The following is a 15,663-nucleotide window of genomic DNA, read 5'->3' as shown; positions in this document are numbered from 1 at the left end:
TACGGGTCGGGGCTACCGGCCCACGGTGCCCGGAGCGCGCCGTGCGCGGATGAGATGCACGGCCACCGGGTTGTCGGGCTCGGGCGCGTGGAGCACCTGGCTCTCCTCCACACGGAATCCGTGGCCGACGAGCAGTTCCTCCCAGAGCTGCGAGGCCAAGGCCCAGCCTTGGCTCGGGATCGGCTCCTGCCCCTTGATCCGTATCGTCCCCTGGCGAGGAACGACGACGGACGACGGCCCTTGTCCTTCGGCGTCGGTGTGCAGAGCCGAAAAGACGAGGGGTGCGCCCGGACGGAGCCCGTCCCGCAGCGACGGCAGCAGATGGCGCGGGTCGATGCAGCCGAAGGTCCGCAGACCGTACGCCGCGTCGTACGGATCCGCGGCCCGCAGATGCTCGACCACGTCGGCGTTGATGAACCGCACCCCGGGCTCGGCGCCGAAGTGCGTGATCGCCCGCCGGTGTTGAGTGGGGGACAGCTCGACGGCATCCACGCGGGCGCCGTGGTCGCGGGCCAGGTGTACGGCGTGGTGGCCCGGCCCCGACCCGATGTCGAGCACGCGTTTGCCGCGCACCGGCCCCAGCACTTCGGTGCCCGGGCCGACACCGGCCCAGAAGCCCCAGTCGAGCCGCTCGGGCACGGGCGGCATGTACCCGCGGTCGAGCTGGATCTGTCCGTAACGGGTCCAGGTCTCCCGCGTGCTCGGGACACCGCTGCCCGAGGTGAGGTCGGTCATGGACTCCTCCATCCCGGTCGGTGGACGCAGGACAGCATGCCCACGGGTGGCGGTGCCTTTTCGGCGGGCGCACGCACAGCACCGGCCGCCGCCCCACAAACAGGGCGGCGGCCGGCTTTCACGGGATGGTGTGCGGGCGTGCTACGAGCCGGGGAGGGCTCGAAGGCGCGGGGCCCGCGAGGTGGCCCGGGCTAGAAGCGCAGGCCCCATGAGTCGATCTTGCCCGTGTCGTAGCGGGCGTTGTCGCTCACGCGGAGCTTCCACGTGCCGTTGGCGGTCTCCGCGGAGGCGTTCACCGTGTACGTGGTGTTGATGTTGTCGGCGCTGCCGCCCGTGCCGTAGCCCTTGAGGGTGTAGGCGGTGCCGTCGGGAGCGATCAGCTGGACCTGGAGGTCGCCGATGTAGGTGTGCGCGATGTTGACCGGGACCTGGAGCGCGGCCGGGGCGTTGCCCGTCACGCCGCTGACGGTGATCGGGGACTCGACGGTGGCGTTGTCGGCGATCGCGTAGTCCGTGGCGTTGTCGAAGGCCTTGCCGGGCGGCGGGGTGGTGCCCCCGGAGCCGACGTTCAGGAGGGCGTTCGGCGAGCCGGTGCCCGGGCTGGTGACCACGCCCGTGCTGGCCGCGGCGACCAGGGCGTCACGGACCTGCGCCGGGGTGGCCGTGGGGTTCTCGGCCTGGTACAGCGCCGCCGCGCCCGCGACGTGCGGGGCCGCCATCGACGTACCGGAGATCGAGTTGGTGGCGGTGTCCGAGGTGTGCCACGAGGAGGTGATCGAGGAGCCCGGGGCGAAGATGTCCAGGACCGAACCGTAGTTGGAGTAGCTCGCCTTGGCGTCGCTGCTCGTGGTCGCGCCGACGGTGATGCCCTCGGTGACGCGTGCGGGCGAACGGGTCGAGGCGTTGGTGGACTCGTTGCCGGCGGCCAGCGAGTACGTGATGCCCGCGGCGATCGAGTTGCGCACGGCCGCGTCGAGCGTGGAGTCGGCGCCGCCGCCCAGGCTCATGTTCGCGACGGCCGGCTTCACCGCGTTCCGCGTGACCCAGTCGATGCCCGCGACGACTCCGGCGGTGGTGCCGGACCCGTTGTTGTCGAGCACGCGGACGCCGACGATCTTCGCCTTCTTGGCCACGCCGTGCGACGTGCCCGCGACGGTGCCGGCGACGTGGGTGCCGTGGCCGTTGCCGTCCTGTGCGGTGTTGTCGTTGTCCACCGCGTCGTAGCCGTACGAGGCACGGCCGCCGAAGTCGCTGTGGCTGATGCGGACACCGGTGTCGATGACGTAGACGGTGACGCCCTCACCGGCCTTGTCCGGGTACGTGTAGCTCTGGTTCAGCGGCAGGGTCTTCTGGTCGATCCGGTCCAGGCCCCAGGAGGGCGGGTTGGGCTGGGTCGCCGTGATCTTGAAGGTACGGTTCTGCACGACCGATTCCACGGCCGGGTCCGCGGCGAAGCGCTCCGCCTCGGCCTCGGTGGCCTCGATCTCGTAGCCGTTCAGCGCCTTCTGGTACGTGCGCTCGATCTGGGCGCCGTACTCCTTGGCGAGCGCCTTGCCCTTCTCGGAGCCGGCCTTCGCGGCGTCCTTGTCGAGCGTGACGATGTAGCTGTTCGCTATCGCTCCCTCGGCGCCGGCGTTCTCGATCTTGCCGACGGGAGCCGCGCCTGCGTGGGGAGCCGAGACCAGTCCCAGGGCGAGGGCCGCCACGGCCGTCGCTCCGATGCCTGCCAGTCTTCGACGTGCGGGACGCATCTGTGCCATCTGAGGGGTCCTCCTCGTGGATGGTGCACTGGTGGGGGGTGGTGCGGGGGGTGCGTGGAGCACACGACGAACACCGCCATGGTCATGTCAATCCGTGACGGCCACGTCGCTGTGCGAAAGATTGACGGGTCCATAGGAATCCCGCAAGGGCCCTGCACTTACGTAACAGGGTTGCCATATGCCTGACATGACACATCGTCATCACCCGCGCCTCTGCCGAGGGCAGAACCTTCACGGCCGAGCGCGGAACCCCCGCCGCCGCGTGATGGGATGAACTCCCGCCCGTCGCCGTGCAGGAGGAGAAGCCGCGTGCCGTCCGAGGACATATCCGCCCCGCAGCCTCAGCCTCAGCATCGGCATGGGCAGCAGCCTCGGCATCGGCAGCGGGCCGGCGGCGCGCCTGGCGGCCTGTGGCGCAACTCCTCCTACCGCACCTTCCTCGGCGTCCAGGCGCTCTCCGCGCTCGGCGACTCCTTCTCGTACGTCGCCCTGCCGCTCCTCGTGCTGCACACCACCGGCTCGGTGCTCCAGATGGGCCTGGTCACGGCGCTGACCGGCGTCGCCTCCATCGTCACCGGCCTGTTCGCGGGTGTCGTCGCCGACCGGTTCGACCGCAGACGGCTGCTGATGCTCGCCGACGGAGCGCGCTGTCTGCTCTACCTCTCGATCCCGCTGGCCTGGCTGGGCGGCGAGCCGATCTGGCTGGTCTACGCGATCGTTCCGGTCGCCGGCTGCTTCTCGATGCTCTTCCAGGTCACCTACGTGACCGTCGTGCCCGCGCTGGTCGGACGCGATCAGATCACCAAGGCCAACGGTCACCTTTTCGCCACCTACGCCGCCGCCGGAATGGCCGGCCCCGCCCTCGCGGGGTTCGTGGCCGCGACCGCGGGTCCGGCCGCCGCGATCGGCGTCGACGCCGCGACTTTCGCCGTCTCCGCGCTCGGGATCCTGTTCGTACGCTTCGATGCGAGGCCGCGTCCGGAAGGAGCCGAGCGAGCTGAGGGAGCCGACCGAGCCGAAGGTGCGGACGGGGCAGTGGAGGAAGGCGGTGCTGACGGTGCCGAGCGCCGGCGCGGCGGTGTGCGCGAGGAGTTCCTGGCCGGTGCGAGGTTCCTCTGGGCCCACCCCGTCCTGCGCCCCCTGACGCTGCTGCTCTCCCTCTTCTCCTTCCTGATGTACGGACTCACGGACCTGGTGATCTACCTGGTCAAGCACGACCTAGGCGGCCACGACAGCACGGTCGGCTACGTGCTGACCGCGGGCACGGTCGGCTCCTTCGTCGCCTCGGCCGCGGTGGCCCGTATCCGCCGGCGCCTCTCGTTCGGTGTCGTGTGGATCGGCGGATCCGCGCTCGCGGGACTCGCGGTCGCCGGCATCGGCCTCGCGGGCAACGTGCCGACGGTGGGCGCCCTCCTGCTCGTCACCATGATGTGCATGGGCATCGCCGGCATCAGCTCGATGTCCCTGCGTCAAGAGGTCACTCCCAGCCATCTCCTCGGCCGCGTCACCTCGGCGTTCTGGACGATCCACACCGCGCTCGGCCCGCTCGGCGCCGGCGTGGTCACCGCGGCCGCGGCCGGTCTCGGTGTGACAGCCACGTGTTTGATCGTCGGCTTCTCGGTCCTCGCGGTCGCGTCCACCGGCACGCTGACCGGGGTCCTGCGAGGCCCGGGTCCTGGAGCGGCCACCAAGAGCTGAACTCCACTGATCAACCAAGCCGTTCGGTGTCCACCAGGTCCAACTCCGCCTCGTCCAGGCGCAGATCCGCAGCCGCCGCCGAGTCTCGGACCGAGGCGGGACGGCTCGCGCCCGGCAGCGGGATCACGGCGGGTGACCGGGACAGCAGCCAGGCCAGCGCCACTTGATGCGGGCTGACGCCGTACGCGGCGGCGACACGGTGGAAGGCCGTACCGGCGGACGTGGCGCCCGAGGGACCGTCGAGCGAGCTGCGGGCGATCCCGCCGAGCGGGCTCCACGGCAGGAAGGCCAGACCGAGCTCGGCGCTGAGCCGCAGTTCAGGATCGCTGTCGCGCACGGCGGGGGAGTAGCGGTTCTGCACCGAGACCAGTCCGTCGCCGAGGAGGTCGTACGCCGTACGGATCTGCTCGACGGTCACGTTCGAGATCCCGGCCGCGCGGATCGTGCCCGCGTCGAGCAACTCCCGCAGGGCGCCCACCGATTCGGCCCACGGCACGTGCGGATCCGGCTTGTGCAGCTGGTAGAGGCCGACGGCCTCCACGCCCAGGCGCCGTGCGGAGTCCTGTGCCGCCTGCTTGAGGTGCTCCGGTCTGCCGTTCACCGTCCAGCTGCCGTCTCCGGGGCGCCCGCGCCCGCCCTTGGTCGCGACGAGCACCGCCGAGGTGTCGCCGCCGTAGGACGCGAGGGCGCGGGCGATCAGCCGTTCGTTGTGGCCGGTTTCGCCCGCGTGCCAGTGGTAGCTGTCGGCGGTGTCGATGAGGGTCACGCCCGCATCCAGCGCGGCGTGGACGGTGGCGAGGGCGCGTCTCTCGTCGGGGCGGTGCTCGATGGAGAGTGGCATGGCGCCGAGGCCGACGGCGCTGACGGTGGTGGTTCCTATGCGGCGGAACTGCATGGGGTGGTTCGCTCCTCGGTGGAATGCGGGGGAAGGCGGTGGAATACGGCCGAATGCAGTGAGGCTGGGGCGTCTCAGACGTACTGCCGGTGCGTGCCGGCCAGCGCCTCGTCGACGGCCTCCGGCAGCCAGTCCCGCGTGGCGGAGAAGCGGAAACCGAGCTGCTTCGCACGGGAGTTGCTCATCGCGTAGTGCCGGTCGAAGGAGAAGGGCGAGACCGGGGCGGAGCCGCCGCTCGCGACCGTCTCGTACACGGGCTCCCGGCCCGTCCGCTCCGCGATCGTCCCGACCAGGTCGCGCACGTCGAGCGCACCGTCCGAGCAGGCGTTCAGCGCACCGGTGAACTCGCTTTCGGCGGCGGCCCATTGGAGCAGCCGGGCCAGCTCCTCGTAGTGGATGAAGACGCTGGGCAGCGGCTCGGCGTGCACGGCGACCGGCGCTCCCGCGCGCACGCGGTCCACGTAGTGGGCGAGCCGGCCGGTGAACTCCAGCGCCCCGCCGCCCAGCACATGCGCACTGCGCACGCTCGCGAACGCGTACCCGCCGTCCCGCGTGAACACCGCCTCCGCCTGCCGCTTGCCCTCGGCGTAGTGCGCCTCCAGGTAGGCCGCGTCCTGCCAGGGCAGGTCGGTCCGCACCCGCCAGTCCGCGGGGTCCACGGCCGTTTCCGGTACGAAGGTGTCCGGCGCCGTGGCCGGCAGCTCGGCGGTCGCGGGGTCGTACACCTCGATCGTGGAGGTCATCACATAGCGCCGGGCGCGGCCGCGGAACGCCCGCGCGGCGATCTCCGCCTGCACCGGGGTGTAGCAGACCTGGTCGACGACCACGTCGAAGGTCCGGGTGCCGAGCGCCGCGACCAGGGCGGCCTCGTCGTCCCGGTCGGCCACGAGGTGCTCGACCCCGGCGGGCGGACGGCTCGTACCGCGGTTGATCACTGTGACGTGGTGGCCGGCCGCGTACAGCCGCTCGACGAGGAGGCGGCCGAAGTAGCGGCTGCCGCCGATGACGCAGATCCGCAGGTGGCGGCCGGTGTGGGTGGCTTCGTTGCGTTGCATGCCGTCATCCTCGGCCCCTACAGTCATCAGCAGAAGTGGCCACTTGCTGAATGCGTATAAAGGAAAACTGTTGATCGATGTGCAGCGTCTCCGGGTCCTGCGTGCCGTGGCCGAACACGGCAGCTTCAACCGCGCGGCGGCCGAGCTGCGGCTCACCCCCTCCGCCGTGTCGCAGCATGTCGCCGCTCTCGAACGGAGCCTCGGCGCCGAGGTCGTGACCCGCAGCACCCGCGGCGTCACCCTCACCCCGGCCGGGCGGATCATGGTCGGGGCCGCCGAGTCCGTGGCCGCCGAGCTCGCCCACGCACGGCAGCAGGTCGACCGCCTGGAGACCGGCCGCACCCAGCTCACCGTCGCCACGTTCAGCAGCGGCGGACGCCTCCTCCTGCCCGGCGCCCTGACCCGCCTCGCCGCGGCGCACCCGGGCACAGTGGTGCACGTCAGGGAGGCCGAGCCGGAGGACAGCCTGCCGCTCGTCCGCCAGGGCGCCGTCGACCTGGCCCTCGCGTACCACTTCGACGGGCCGCTGCCCGACCGCTCCGGACCCGGTGACCGGCTCGCATGGCGCGCACTGATGGACGACCCCCTGCATGTCGTGCTGCCCGAGCACCATCCGCTGGCCGGCCGGGCGCTCCTCGACATCGCCGAGCTCGCGGCCGAACCCTGGGTGCTCGGCTGCCTCAAGACGGCGGACTTCCTGCGCCGGCACGCCGAACGGGCCGGCTTCACCCCGGACGTGCGCAGCACCACCACCGACTACTTCTTCGCCCGCTCCCTGGTCGCCGCGGGCCTGGGCGTCTCGCTGATCCCGTCGATCGCGCTGACCCCGGCCGTCCAGGGCGTACGCGCCGTACCGATCCGGCCACCCGCGCCGGCCCGGCACCTCGGCGTCGCGACCCTGCGCGGACGCGTGCACCCGCAGGCCGAGACGCTGGTGGAGGCGCTGCACGAGCAGGCGGCGGCGCTTCCGCACGCCCTCAACCACACGGTTCCGGCCGAGAGTTGAGCGGCCCCGGGTTCCGGGCGGACGCATGAGCGGCCATCCGGGTTGTACTGAAAGGCGCGTATTGACCCTGTGACGCGAGGTGGGTTTGCATGCTTATGAGTCCTCGGCGCACGGCCGGGGGAAACGAGGGCTACGGGGGATACGCATGCCCAGCTCCAACCGCGCGGCCACAGTCGCCGCGCTGACCATCGCACTCACCGCGTCCGTCGCGCCGATCGCCATCGCTGACGATGCCGCGGATCAGAATGGGGCCGCCGCACCGCAGCAGGCGGCGTACGAACGGATCAGCACCGCGAAGAGCGGCGCCCAGGCGGATGCGGCGAGCGGCAAGGCGTCCGTGAGCCGCGACGGACGGACGGTCCTGTTCCGCTCGCAGGCCGGCAACCTCGAGAAGGGGAAGCCCGCGGCGGGACTGCCGTGGTTCCTCAAGGACCTCAGGAGCGGCACGGTGAAGCGGCTCGTCATCCCCGGTGTCGCCGCCGGGTCCGACCTCACGGCCACGCTCAGCGGCAACGGGAAGTACGTCCTGTTCGAGGGCCAAGTCGACGGCGAGCAGGGGCACTTCGTGCACCGCCTCGGCAGCGACACGCGCCCCGAGCGGGTGGACGTGGAGATCCCCGAGGGTTACCAGGGCGCCTACGTCTCGGAGTTCGTGATCAGCGCGGACGGCCGGTACGTCGCCTTCAGCGCCGCCTATCCGCCCGAGCCCACCGTGGACGACGGCGGCCGGATCTACGTGCGCGACCTGAAGGAGAACGTCACGGAGCGGGTCAGCCACGACCGCCCCGACTGGCAGCCGCGCGCCGCACTGCGCCCCACGATCAGCGACGACGGCCGCTTCGTGGCGTACCAGTACAACTACACGAACGGCCCGCGCGGCGACGACTGGGCGCAGGTCTACGTACGCGACCGCCGGACCGGCACGCTGACCCGCGCGGATGTCAGCCATGACGGCACCCCGATGAAGCGCGAGTCGCAGAACCCGGTCATCAGCGGCAACGGGCGGTACGTGGCCTTCGAGTCGGCCGACGACCACATCGTGCCCGGCGACGACGACAAGAGCTGGAACGTCTTCGTGCGCGACCTGCGCACGGGCACGGCCGTCCGCGTCCACAGCGACCACGGCGGCGAGGCCGACTTCTCCACCCGCTCGCCCGCGGCCATCAGCCCCGACGGACGCCATGTCGCCTACCGCACCTGGCGGGACGGCGGGATCCGGGTCCGCGAGGTCAGCGGCACGGGCCCGTCCGAGCTGCTCGTCCCGGTGGACGCTGACGGGCGCGAGTACGGGGACGTCGGGTACGCCGCGTTCACCGCGGACGGCGCCGTGGTCTTCAGCTCCGGGGCCACTGACCTCGTGCCCGGGGACACCAACGCGGCGGACGACGTGTTCCGGCTCCGCCTGCGCTGACCCCCGCGAGCAGACAAGCGATCCACGGCCGCCCGCCACCCCGGCGGGCGGCCGTACGCTCGCCCCGGCGGGCGGCCACCCCTCACCCCGGACGCCCGCTCACCCCAGCCGCACCGTCACCTTCTGCGTGGCCCCCGCCGTCCCGCTCAAGTCGCCGAACTCCAGCTTCAGTTGGGATCCGGTGGTCGCCGAGGTCACCGTCGAGGGCTTCGAGACCACCGACGCGACGGCCCGGTGCCACGTCAGCGTCAGCGCCGTCTGCATGCGCATCGGGTCGCTCACGCAGACCACCGCGGTACCGTCCGCCTTCTCCGTGATCATCACGCAGCAGGGCGCACTCGCGGTCAGCGTCCCGACCGTCCCGCCGAACCAGAAGTTGACCGCGGTGAACCCGAGCGAGGGCACCCGGACGCCTTGTTGGTCATCGGTGTTGGCGAGGATCTGCACCCAGGCGGTGTCGGCGGCACGGGCCGCGGTCTGGCTCGTGCTCGCACCCGGCATCAGCAGGTAGGCGTACGAGGCGTCGGTGGGATTCGTCCCGTGGTCGACGTAGAGCGTCAGGTACTTGCGGTTGAGTGCGGTGGTCGCGCCGCCCCGGTTGATGTCGCTCCACCTGCCGGTACGGGAGTCGCGCAGCGCCTTGACCGTCGCGCCGCCGGGGAACACGTACCCGCCGTGGCCGCCGATGTGCGCCCACTTCGCCCCGGTCAGCGTCTCGGACCAGGGATACGTGGCGGGCTTGAGCGTGCCGTCGACCGTGAAGCCGCTGCCGCCGGACGGGCCGAGGTTGCGGTTGTCGACCGTCGACTCGACCACCGCGCCGTCGGTGCACTTGATGCCCGCGCCCAGGCACACGATCGCGTCGTCCAGGCAGAACCAGGACTTCTTCGCCATCAGCGTGGACTGGAGGCCGCGCAGATACTGGCCGAGCGCGGCGCGCTGCCCGTCCGTCGCGCCGCCCACCCAGTTCACGTCCGGCAGCGAGGCGCCCCAGTCGCCGCCGGCCGCGTCCGCGAGCACCTTGCGCGAGGCCGTGATCCCCGGCAGGCGGTACGGGTCGACCGTGGGCCAGAAGGCGTCGCTGTACTGCCCGTTGGCGTAGTCGGAGCCCCACCAGTAGAGCATCCCGGAGCCCGTGTGCCAGCCGCGGAGGTTCTCGCCGTTGCCGGTCTCGTAGTACGTGATCCGCTTGTTCGCCATGCTGACCGCCGCAGCCCAGCCGGGGCGGCGGTGCGTGGCACGGGCCATGGACGGGAAGAGCCGGTGGCCGACGGGCTCGGCCAGCGCACTCACCGCGCCGTCGTTCGCGACCGCGTGCAGGCGGGACAGGCCGACCACGTTCAGGGAGGGGTTCTGCAGCGGCGGGCTGTAGTAGTCGCGCTGGATCCAGCCCTTCACCAGGCCGCGCCAGCGCGCCCGTTCCGTGGCACTCGCGCCCTCGGCGAGCAGCACGATGGACGCGAGGATGGCATGGCCCCGCAAGTGGTCGCTGTGCATCACGGCCTTCGGGTCGGTGGCGGAGATGCCCCGGCTGATGGCGCGCCCCGAGACGCCGTCCATGATCAGGCCGTTGTAGAGGAAGGGCGCCCACGCGTTCTCCACCGCGTCGAACACGATCTGCCGCTTCGGGTCGGTCACCGCCCAGGTCGAGCCGGCGAGCAGAGCGAAGAGCAGGCCGAGCCCGCCGAGCAGCACGGACCCGTAACTCCCGGTGTAGGGAACGGTGGTGTGCTGGATGAACGAGCCGTCCGCGTACAGGCCGTCGCCGCTGGTGACATACGGGAAGACGGGCGAGAGCGCGTCACGGCCGAGCGCGATCTTCGCCGAGTTCGCGCCGACCACGCCGCGCAGGACGAGGACGCGGCACAGGTCGACGCGGTTCGCGCCCGTCGAGGTGCCGGTGTAGTTCGCGACGGCGGAGTCCGGGACGAACTTGTCCACCGCCCGGCAGTAGTCGGCGAGTTGCGTGGCCGACAGGTGCTCGTACATCAGGACGCAGGTGTCGAGCAGCGCCTGCGGGGCGCCTATCTGCCAGCTGTACCAGTTGCCGAAGCGCGCCTGGTTCTCGTGGTAGACCCGCGCGTAGAGGTGGTCGAGGCCGGTGAGGATCGCGGTCTTCAGCGCCGCGTCCCCGGTGACGCCCGTGCCCGGCTGGCAGTACGCCTGGGCCATGGTGAACAGCCGGATGTAGCTCTCGGCCATCCGGCCCGAGTAGCCGTACGAGTCCTGGTCCGTGTCCGGCTCCGGGTCCGCGAAGACCAGGTCGGGCCAGAGCGAACCGGCCGCGGGGGCCATGTTCGCGCGGTGGGCGCTCGCGCTCGCGCCGAGTTCGGCGAGCTTGGACCTGAAGGGTTCGGCGGTCGGGCTGAACCCCGAACCGAGCAGCAGGGTCCGCCACTTGGCGCGCAGCGTGTCGTGTTCGGTCGCCGCGTGGGCGACCCCGCCGAACAGCGGGGTGCCCAGCGCGAACGCACCGAGCGAGGCGGCGCCGGCGGCGGCGACGAAGGAACGGCGGGACCAGGAACGCGTCATTGCGGTCTCCGGAGAATGGGCCGAGGGGGAGGGGGACGAGCGGGAGGGGGCGAGGGGGCCCAGAGGGCAACCGCCGTCAGGCGGTGCGGACCTGGACCTTCTGCGTCGCGCCGTAACTGCCGCTCAGATCACCGAAGGTGAGCACCAGCTCGCGGCCGGTGCGCGCCTCGGTCACCGAACCGGGCTTGCTCGTCACGGACTTGACCGGCCGCTTCCACGTCAGCGTGAGCCCGGTGACCGTACGGGACGGGTCGGCGACGCTGATCGTGGCCGTGCCGTCGCGCCTCTCGCGGATCTGCACGCACACCGGTGCGCTCGCCGTGACCTTGCCGACCGTGCCCGCCGCCCAGAAGTTGATCCCGGTGAAGCCCAGCGAAGGCACCCGGATCCCTTGCTGCTGCGGGGAGTTGGCGGTGATCTCCAGCCAGCCGCGGTCGTAGGCCCGGGCCGCGGTGCGGGCCGCGCTCGCGCCCGGCAGCATGACGTACGCGTACGAGGCGTCGGCCGGGTCCGTGCCGTGGTCCTGCCACAGGGTGAGGTAGCGGCGGGTGAACTGCTTCGGCGAGCTGCCCCGGTTGATGTCCTTCCAGGCGCCCGTGCGCTCCTCGCGCAGCACGTTCAGCGTCGTACCGCCCGGGAAAACGTAGCCCGCGTGTCCTTCGACATGCGCCCATCCCGTGCCCTCGCGCCGCGTGCTCCACCCCTGCGCGGTGGACTGCGGACGGCCGTCGAGCAGCAGGCGGGGCGTGCCCGACGCCCCCAGGTTGCGGTTGTCGACCACCGTCTCCACGCCCGCGCCGTCGGCCGAGGTGATCCCGGCGCCCAGGCAGACGATCGCGTCGTCCAGCCAGAACCAGGCCTTCTTCGCGCTCATCGTCGAGAAGATCCCGCGCAGATGCTGTCCCGTCGTGCCGAACTCGCCGTCCGTGACCCCGCCCACCCACGCGAAGTCCGGCCTCGGGCCCGCCCAGTCGCCGCCCTGCCCGTCGGTCAGCGGCTTCTTCGAGACGGTGACACCCGGTAGGCGGTACGGGTCCACGGTCGGCCAGTAGTGGTCCGCGTACTGCTCGAGACCGTGGTCGGCGCCCCACCACTGGAGCCAGCCGGACCCGGTGTGCCACATGCGCAGGCCCTCGCCGTTGCCCGTCTCGTAGTGGGAGATGCGCGTGGAGGCCATGCTCACGGACGCCGCCCAGTCGCGGCGGCGGTGCGTGACGCGGTCCATGTTCCAGAACACCCGGTGCTCCACCGGCTCGGGCGCCGCCTTGACGGAGTCGTCGGCCTCCAGCTCGTACAGCTGCGAGGTGCGCAACAAGCTGAGCTTGGGGTCCTCCAGGGCCGTGCCGTAGTAGTCGCGGCGCATCCAGCCCTTGACCATCGCGTTCCAGCGGGCCTGCTGCTCGGGGCTCGCGCCCTTGCCGAGCAGCACGATCGAGCCCATCACGCCGTGCGACCTGGTGTGGTCGTCCTGCGGCAGCTGGAAGGGGTCGCTCTCGGTCAGACCGCGCGTGACACCGCGGCTGGACACGTTGTCCATCATCAGGCCGTTGTAGACGAACGGCGCGATCGCCGTTTCGACGGTGTCGAGGAACTGTTGCGCACCCGGGTCAGTGACCTGCCAACCGGTGCCCCGCAGCAGGGCGAAGAGCCGGCCGAGCCCGTCGTTGAGCACGGCTCCGTACCCGCCGATGTACGGGATCGAGGTGTGCTGGATGAAGGAGCCGTCGGCGTAGTACCCGTCGCCCTTGGTGACGAACGGGAAGACGGGGGAGAGGGAGTCGCGGCCGAGCGTGATCTTCTGCGCGCTGCCGCCGACGACGCCGCGCAGGATCATGGAGCGGCACAGGTCGACACGGTTGGCTCCGGTGCTCGTGCCGGTGTAGTTGTCCATGACCGAGTCGGGCACGAAGTGGTCCACGGCGCGGCAGTACTTGGCTATCTGCTCGGGCGTGAAGTGCTCGTACAGCAGGACGGCGATGTCCATCAGGGCGTGCGGGGCGCCGATCTGCCAGTTGTACCAGTTGCCGTAGCGGGCCTGGTTCTCGTTGTAGACCTGCGTGTACAGGTGCTCGACGCCGGTGATCACCGCGTCCTTGAGTCCCGCGTCCCCGGTCAGGCCGGTGCCGGGCTGCGCGTACGCCTCGGCCATCGTCCAGAGTTTGCCGAAGGTGGACTGGATCTGTCCCGAGTAGCCGTACGACTCCTGGTCGGTGTCCGGCTCGGGGTCCTTGTAGACCATGCCGGGCCACAGCGAACCGTCCGCCGGGGCCATGGAGTCCCAGGCGGTTCTGGCGTTCGTGCCGAGCGCGGCCAGCTTGGACTTGAAGGGTTCCACGGTGGGGCTGAAGCCCTCGCCGAGGATCAGCGTCCGCCACTTGGCGCGCAGCGCGGCGAACTCGTCCTCGGCCGCCCCGCCCGCCAGCGCCTGCGCGCTGCCGGAGGTGAGCGTGCCGGTGAGGCCGAGGGCGAGTGCGGTGGTGCCACTGGTGGCGAGGAAACCGCGGCGGGACCAGGACGTCGTCATGGAGGGCTCCGGGGGGAGGGGGGACGTACGACTGGGGCAGGAGGCAAGCGGGGCAGGGAGCAAGCGGGGGTGGGGAGTAAGCGGTTTCTAGCACGCAAGCGTTCAAACGCTCAATAGATCGAGCACAGTTGACCGTTTCGATCGTTCAGTCCTGAGCCCCCGGGAGCTGTCCACGTCCCGGCCCGAGGCATGAACGGCCCGTCCCGGCGGATAGATTCCCCCCCATGTCATCGATACCCGGACCCGGCGGAGCGCCGCAGCCGAACCCCTATCAGCAGCCGTCCCCGCAGCCTCCGCAGGCGCCGGTCCAGCAGAACCCGTACGCCCAGCAGGCCCCGCCGCCCTTCCCGCAGCAGGCGGCTCCGGGCGTCCCGGGGGCGCCCGGCATGCCCGGAGCACCCGGTGTGCAGCCCGGGTTCGGTGCGCCGGTGCCACCGCCCGCGCCGCGCAAGGGGATTCCCGGCTGGGTGTGGGGCATCGGCGGTGTCGTGGTCGCCTCCGCGGTGTGGGCAGGCGCCCTGTTCGCCACGGGCAACCTCGGCTCGCCCGGCGCGGACCTCGGCGGCTACGCGTACGAGAAGGACCTGTGCTCGGTCGCCCAGATGTCCTCCTTCGAGGACCGCTACGAGAAGGGCACCGAGGAGAACGACGAGACGAAGTACTCCTCCAAGCGCCCCTCCGTGGACCAGAGTTACTGCAGCCTCGACCTCAAGGACAAGCAGTCCACGGACGAGTACTCCAGCACTTACCTCACGTACAACGCGACCTGGCACAAGAAGGCGGACCCGGAGCCCGAGTACGCCGACCTCGCCAAGTCGAACGAGGACTACGACTACGAGGGCTCGAAGACCATCGTCACCAAGCTGGACGGTCTGGGTGACGAAGCCTGGCTGACCACGGAGACCAGCGACACCGACGACGAGCTCAACCGGATGGAGCTGAACGTCCGCGAGGGCTGGTTCACCTTCCGGATGGGCTGGAGCGACTACAGCGCCTCGTCCAGCGGCGACAGCAAGGTCCCGTCGGCCGTGGACGTGGAGAAGTGGCTGGTCGCGGACGCGAAGGCGACGCTGAAGGAGCTGCGCGAGTAGGCGAGTCGAGGGTGCGGGGCGCGGCCCTCCGGGTCCGCGCCCCTCGCTGTCCGCGGCTTCCGGGTCCCGCGCCCCTCGCCGTCCGTGGCCCCCGGGTCCCGCGCCCCTACCCGTCCGCGGGCTGACTCAGGCGGTCAGGCGCTCCGCCGCGTCCACGGTCTGCTCGAGCAGCACGGCGATCGTCATCGGTCCGACGCCGCCCGGCACCGGAGTGATGAGGGAGGCGCGCTCGGCGGCCGAGGCGAAGTGGACGTCGCCCACATTGCCCGGGTTGTAGCCGGCGTCGATGACCACGGCGCCCTCCTTGATGTCCTCGCCGCGGATGAACTCGGGCCGGCCCACGGCCGCGACCAGGATGTCCGCCTCGCGCACCACCTCGGAGAGATCCGTCGTACGGGAGTGGCAGTACGTCACCGTCGCGTTGCGGCCGAGCAGCAGCAGACCCACGGGCTTGCCCAGGATCGCGCTGCGGCCGACGACCACGGCGCGCTTGCCCGTGGGGTCCACGTCGTACGCGTCCAGCAGCCGCATGATGCCGCCCGGCGTGCAGGAGGCGAAGCCCGGCAGGCCGAAGCCCATCGCGGCGAAGGAGGCCATGGTCACGCCGTCGACGTCCTTCTCCGGCGCGATGGCCTCGAAGGCGGCGCGCTCGTCGATGTGCTCGCCGACCGGGTGCTGGAGCAGGATGCCGTGCACGTCCGGGTCCTCCGAGAGCCCGGTCAGGGTGGCGACGAGCTCCTCGGTGGTGATGTCCGCGGGCAGCTCGACGTGCCGGGACTCGATGCCGGCCTTCGCGCAGCGGTTGCGCTTCATCTTCACGTACGTCACCGAGGCCGGGTCCTCGCCGACCAGGACGGTGGCGAGACAGGGGGCCTTGCCGGTGCGCTCGGTGAGCGCCTTGGCGCGGGCCGCGGTGCGCTCGGTGATCTCGCGGGCGAGTGCGGTGCCGTCCATGA

The 15,663-nt window shown here is 71.3% G+C and carries 11 protein-coding genes; 4 read left to right on the top strand and 7 right to left on the bottom strand.

The window, feature by feature from the left end:
• Window positions 1–12: 12 nt before the first annotated feature.
• Together BLT97_RS05855 and BLT97_RS05850 are read right to left on the bottom strand one after the other, a co-directional pair.
• Window positions 13–735 (bottom strand): class I SAM-dependent methyltransferase, encoded by a 723-nt coding sequence (locus tag BLT97_RS05855; RefSeq protein WP_093607526.1) that lies wholly within the window; start codon window positions 733–735, stop codon window positions 13–15.
• Window positions 736–926: 191 nt separating this feature from the next.
• Window positions 927–2,495, bottom strand: a complete 1,569-nt coding sequence (locus BLT97_RS05850; RefSeq protein ID WP_093607525.1) for a S8 family serine peptidase — start codon at window positions 2,493–2,495, stop codon at window positions 927–929.
• Between the two features lie 309 nt (window positions 2,496–2,804).
• Between BLT97_RS05850 and BLT97_RS05845 the strand changes: the two genes are divergently transcribed.
• Complete coding sequence (locus tag BLT97_RS05845; protein ID WP_245769147.1) at window positions 2,805–4,193, top strand: MFS transporter; 1,389 nt, start codon at window positions 2,805–2,807, stop codon at window positions 4,191–4,193.
• A 10-nt stretch (window positions 4,194–4,203) separates the two neighbouring features.
• On the opposite strand, the gene BLT97_RS05840 is transcribed toward BLT97_RS05845, so the two are convergent.
• Together BLT97_RS05840 and BLT97_RS05835 are read right to left on the bottom strand one after the other, a co-directional pair.
• Window positions 4,204–5,088: an aldo/keto reductase gene (locus tag BLT97_RS05840; protein ID WP_093607523.1), complete on the bottom strand. Its 885-nt coding sequence runs from the start codon at window positions 5,086–5,088 to the stop codon at window positions 4,204–4,206.
• Between the two features lie 74 nt (window positions 5,089–5,162).
• Window positions 5,163–6,143, bottom strand: a complete 981-nt coding sequence (locus tag BLT97_RS05835; RefSeq protein ID WP_093607522.1) for an NAD-dependent epimerase/dehydratase family protein — start codon at window positions 6,141–6,143, stop codon at window positions 5,163–5,165.
• Between the two features lie 70 nt (window positions 6,144–6,213).
• On the opposite strand from BLT97_RS05835, the gene BLT97_RS05830 reads away from it, so the two are divergent.
• Both BLT97_RS05830 and BLT97_RS05825 read left to right on the top strand, forming a co-directional pair.
• A complete protein-coding gene (locus BLT97_RS05830; RefSeq protein ID WP_093607521.1) occupies window positions 6,214–7,149 on the top strand; it encodes a LysR family transcriptional regulator in 936 nt (311 codons plus the stop codon).
• A gap of 145 nt (window positions 7,150–7,294) precedes the next feature.
• On the top strand, window positions 7,295–8,560 hold the full coding sequence (locus BLT97_RS05825) for a TolB-like translocation protein (RefSeq protein ID WP_093607520.1): 1,266 nt from the start codon (window positions 7,295–7,297) through the stop codon (window positions 8,558–8,560).
• A gap of 99 nt (window positions 8,561–8,659) precedes the next feature.
• Here the strand turns inward: BLT97_RS05825 and BLT97_RS05820 are convergent, their stop codons facing one another.
• A complete protein-coding gene (locus BLT97_RS05820) occupies window positions 8,660–11,092 on the bottom strand; it encodes a polysaccharide lyase 8 family protein (protein ID WP_093607519.1) in 2,433 nt (810 codons plus the stop codon).
• A 76-nt stretch (window positions 11,093–11,168) separates the two neighbouring features.
• Complete coding sequence (locus BLT97_RS05815; protein ID WP_093607518.1) at window positions 11,169–13,616, bottom strand: polysaccharide lyase 8 family protein; 2,448 nt, start codon at window positions 13,614–13,616, stop codon at window positions 11,169–11,171.
• Window positions 13,617–13,840: 224 nt separating this feature from the next.
• Here BLT97_RS05815 and BLT97_RS05810 point away from each other — a divergent pair, with 224 nt between their 5' ends.
• The gene (locus tag BLT97_RS05810) at window positions 13,841–14,707 is read left to right on the top strand and encodes a hypothetical protein (protein ID WP_176953653.1); all 867 of its coding nucleotides are present in this window, start codon (window positions 13,841–13,843) and stop codon (window positions 14,705–14,707) included.
• Window positions 14,708–14,833: 126 nt separating this feature from the next.
• On the opposite strand, the gene BLT97_RS05805 is transcribed toward BLT97_RS05810, so the two are convergent.
• Window positions 14,834–15,661, bottom strand: coding sequence for a bifunctional 5,10-methylenetetrahydrofolate dehydrogenase/5,10-methenyltetrahydrofolate cyclohydrolase (locus tag BLT97_RS05805; RefSeq protein ID WP_093607805.1), 828 nt, complete (start codon window positions 15,659–15,661; stop codon window positions 14,834–14,836).
• Window positions 15,662–15,663: the final 2 nt, after the last annotated feature.

Origin of the sequence: Streptomyces indicus, from assembly GCF_900100315.1 — a bacterium.
Taxonomy (GTDB): Bacteria; Actinomycetota; Actinomycetes; order Streptomycetales; family Streptomycetaceae; genus Streptomyces; species Streptomyces indicus.
The sequence above is the reverse complement of the archived record's forward strand: the minus strand, read 5'-3'. Positions and strand labels throughout refer to the sequence as shown.

Bases quoted from the DNA above. Each gene is read 5' to 3' on its own strand.
- BLT97_RS05855 (WP_093607526.1), bottom strand. From the start codon at position 735: ATGACCGACCTCACCTCGGGCAGCGGTGTCCCGAGCACGCGGGAGACC.
- BLT97_RS05850 (WP_093607525.1), bottom strand. From the start codon at position 2,495: ATGGCACAGATGCGTCCCGCACGTCGAAGACTGGCAGGCATCGGAGCG.
- BLT97_RS05840 (WP_093607523.1), bottom strand. From the start codon at position 5,088: ATGCAGTTCCGCCGCATAGGAACCACCACCGTCAGCGCCGTCGGCCTC.
- BLT97_RS05835 (WP_093607522.1), bottom strand. From the start codon at position 6,143: ATGCAACGCAACGAAGCCACCCACACCGGCCGCCACCTGCGGATCTGC.
- BLT97_RS05825 (WP_093607520.1), top strand. From the start codon at position 7,295: ATGCCCAGCTCCAACCGCGCGGCCACAGTCGCCGCGCTGACCATCGCA.
- BLT97_RS05820 (WP_093607519.1), bottom strand. From the start codon at position 11,092: ATGACGCGTTCCTGGTCCCGCCGTTCCTTCGTCGCCGCCGCCGGCGCC.
- BLT97_RS05815 (WP_093607518.1), bottom strand. From the start codon at position 13,616: ATGACGACGTCCTGGTCCCGCCGCGGTTTCCTCGCCACCAGTGGCACC.
- BLT97_RS05810 (WP_176953653.1), top strand. From the start codon at position 13,841: ATGTCATCGATACCCGGACCCGGCGGAGCGCCGCAGCCGAACCCCTAT.
- BLT97_RS05805 (WP_093607805.1), bottom strand. From the start codon at position 15,661: ATGGACGGCACCGCACTCGCCCGCGAGATCACCGAGCGCACCGCGGCC.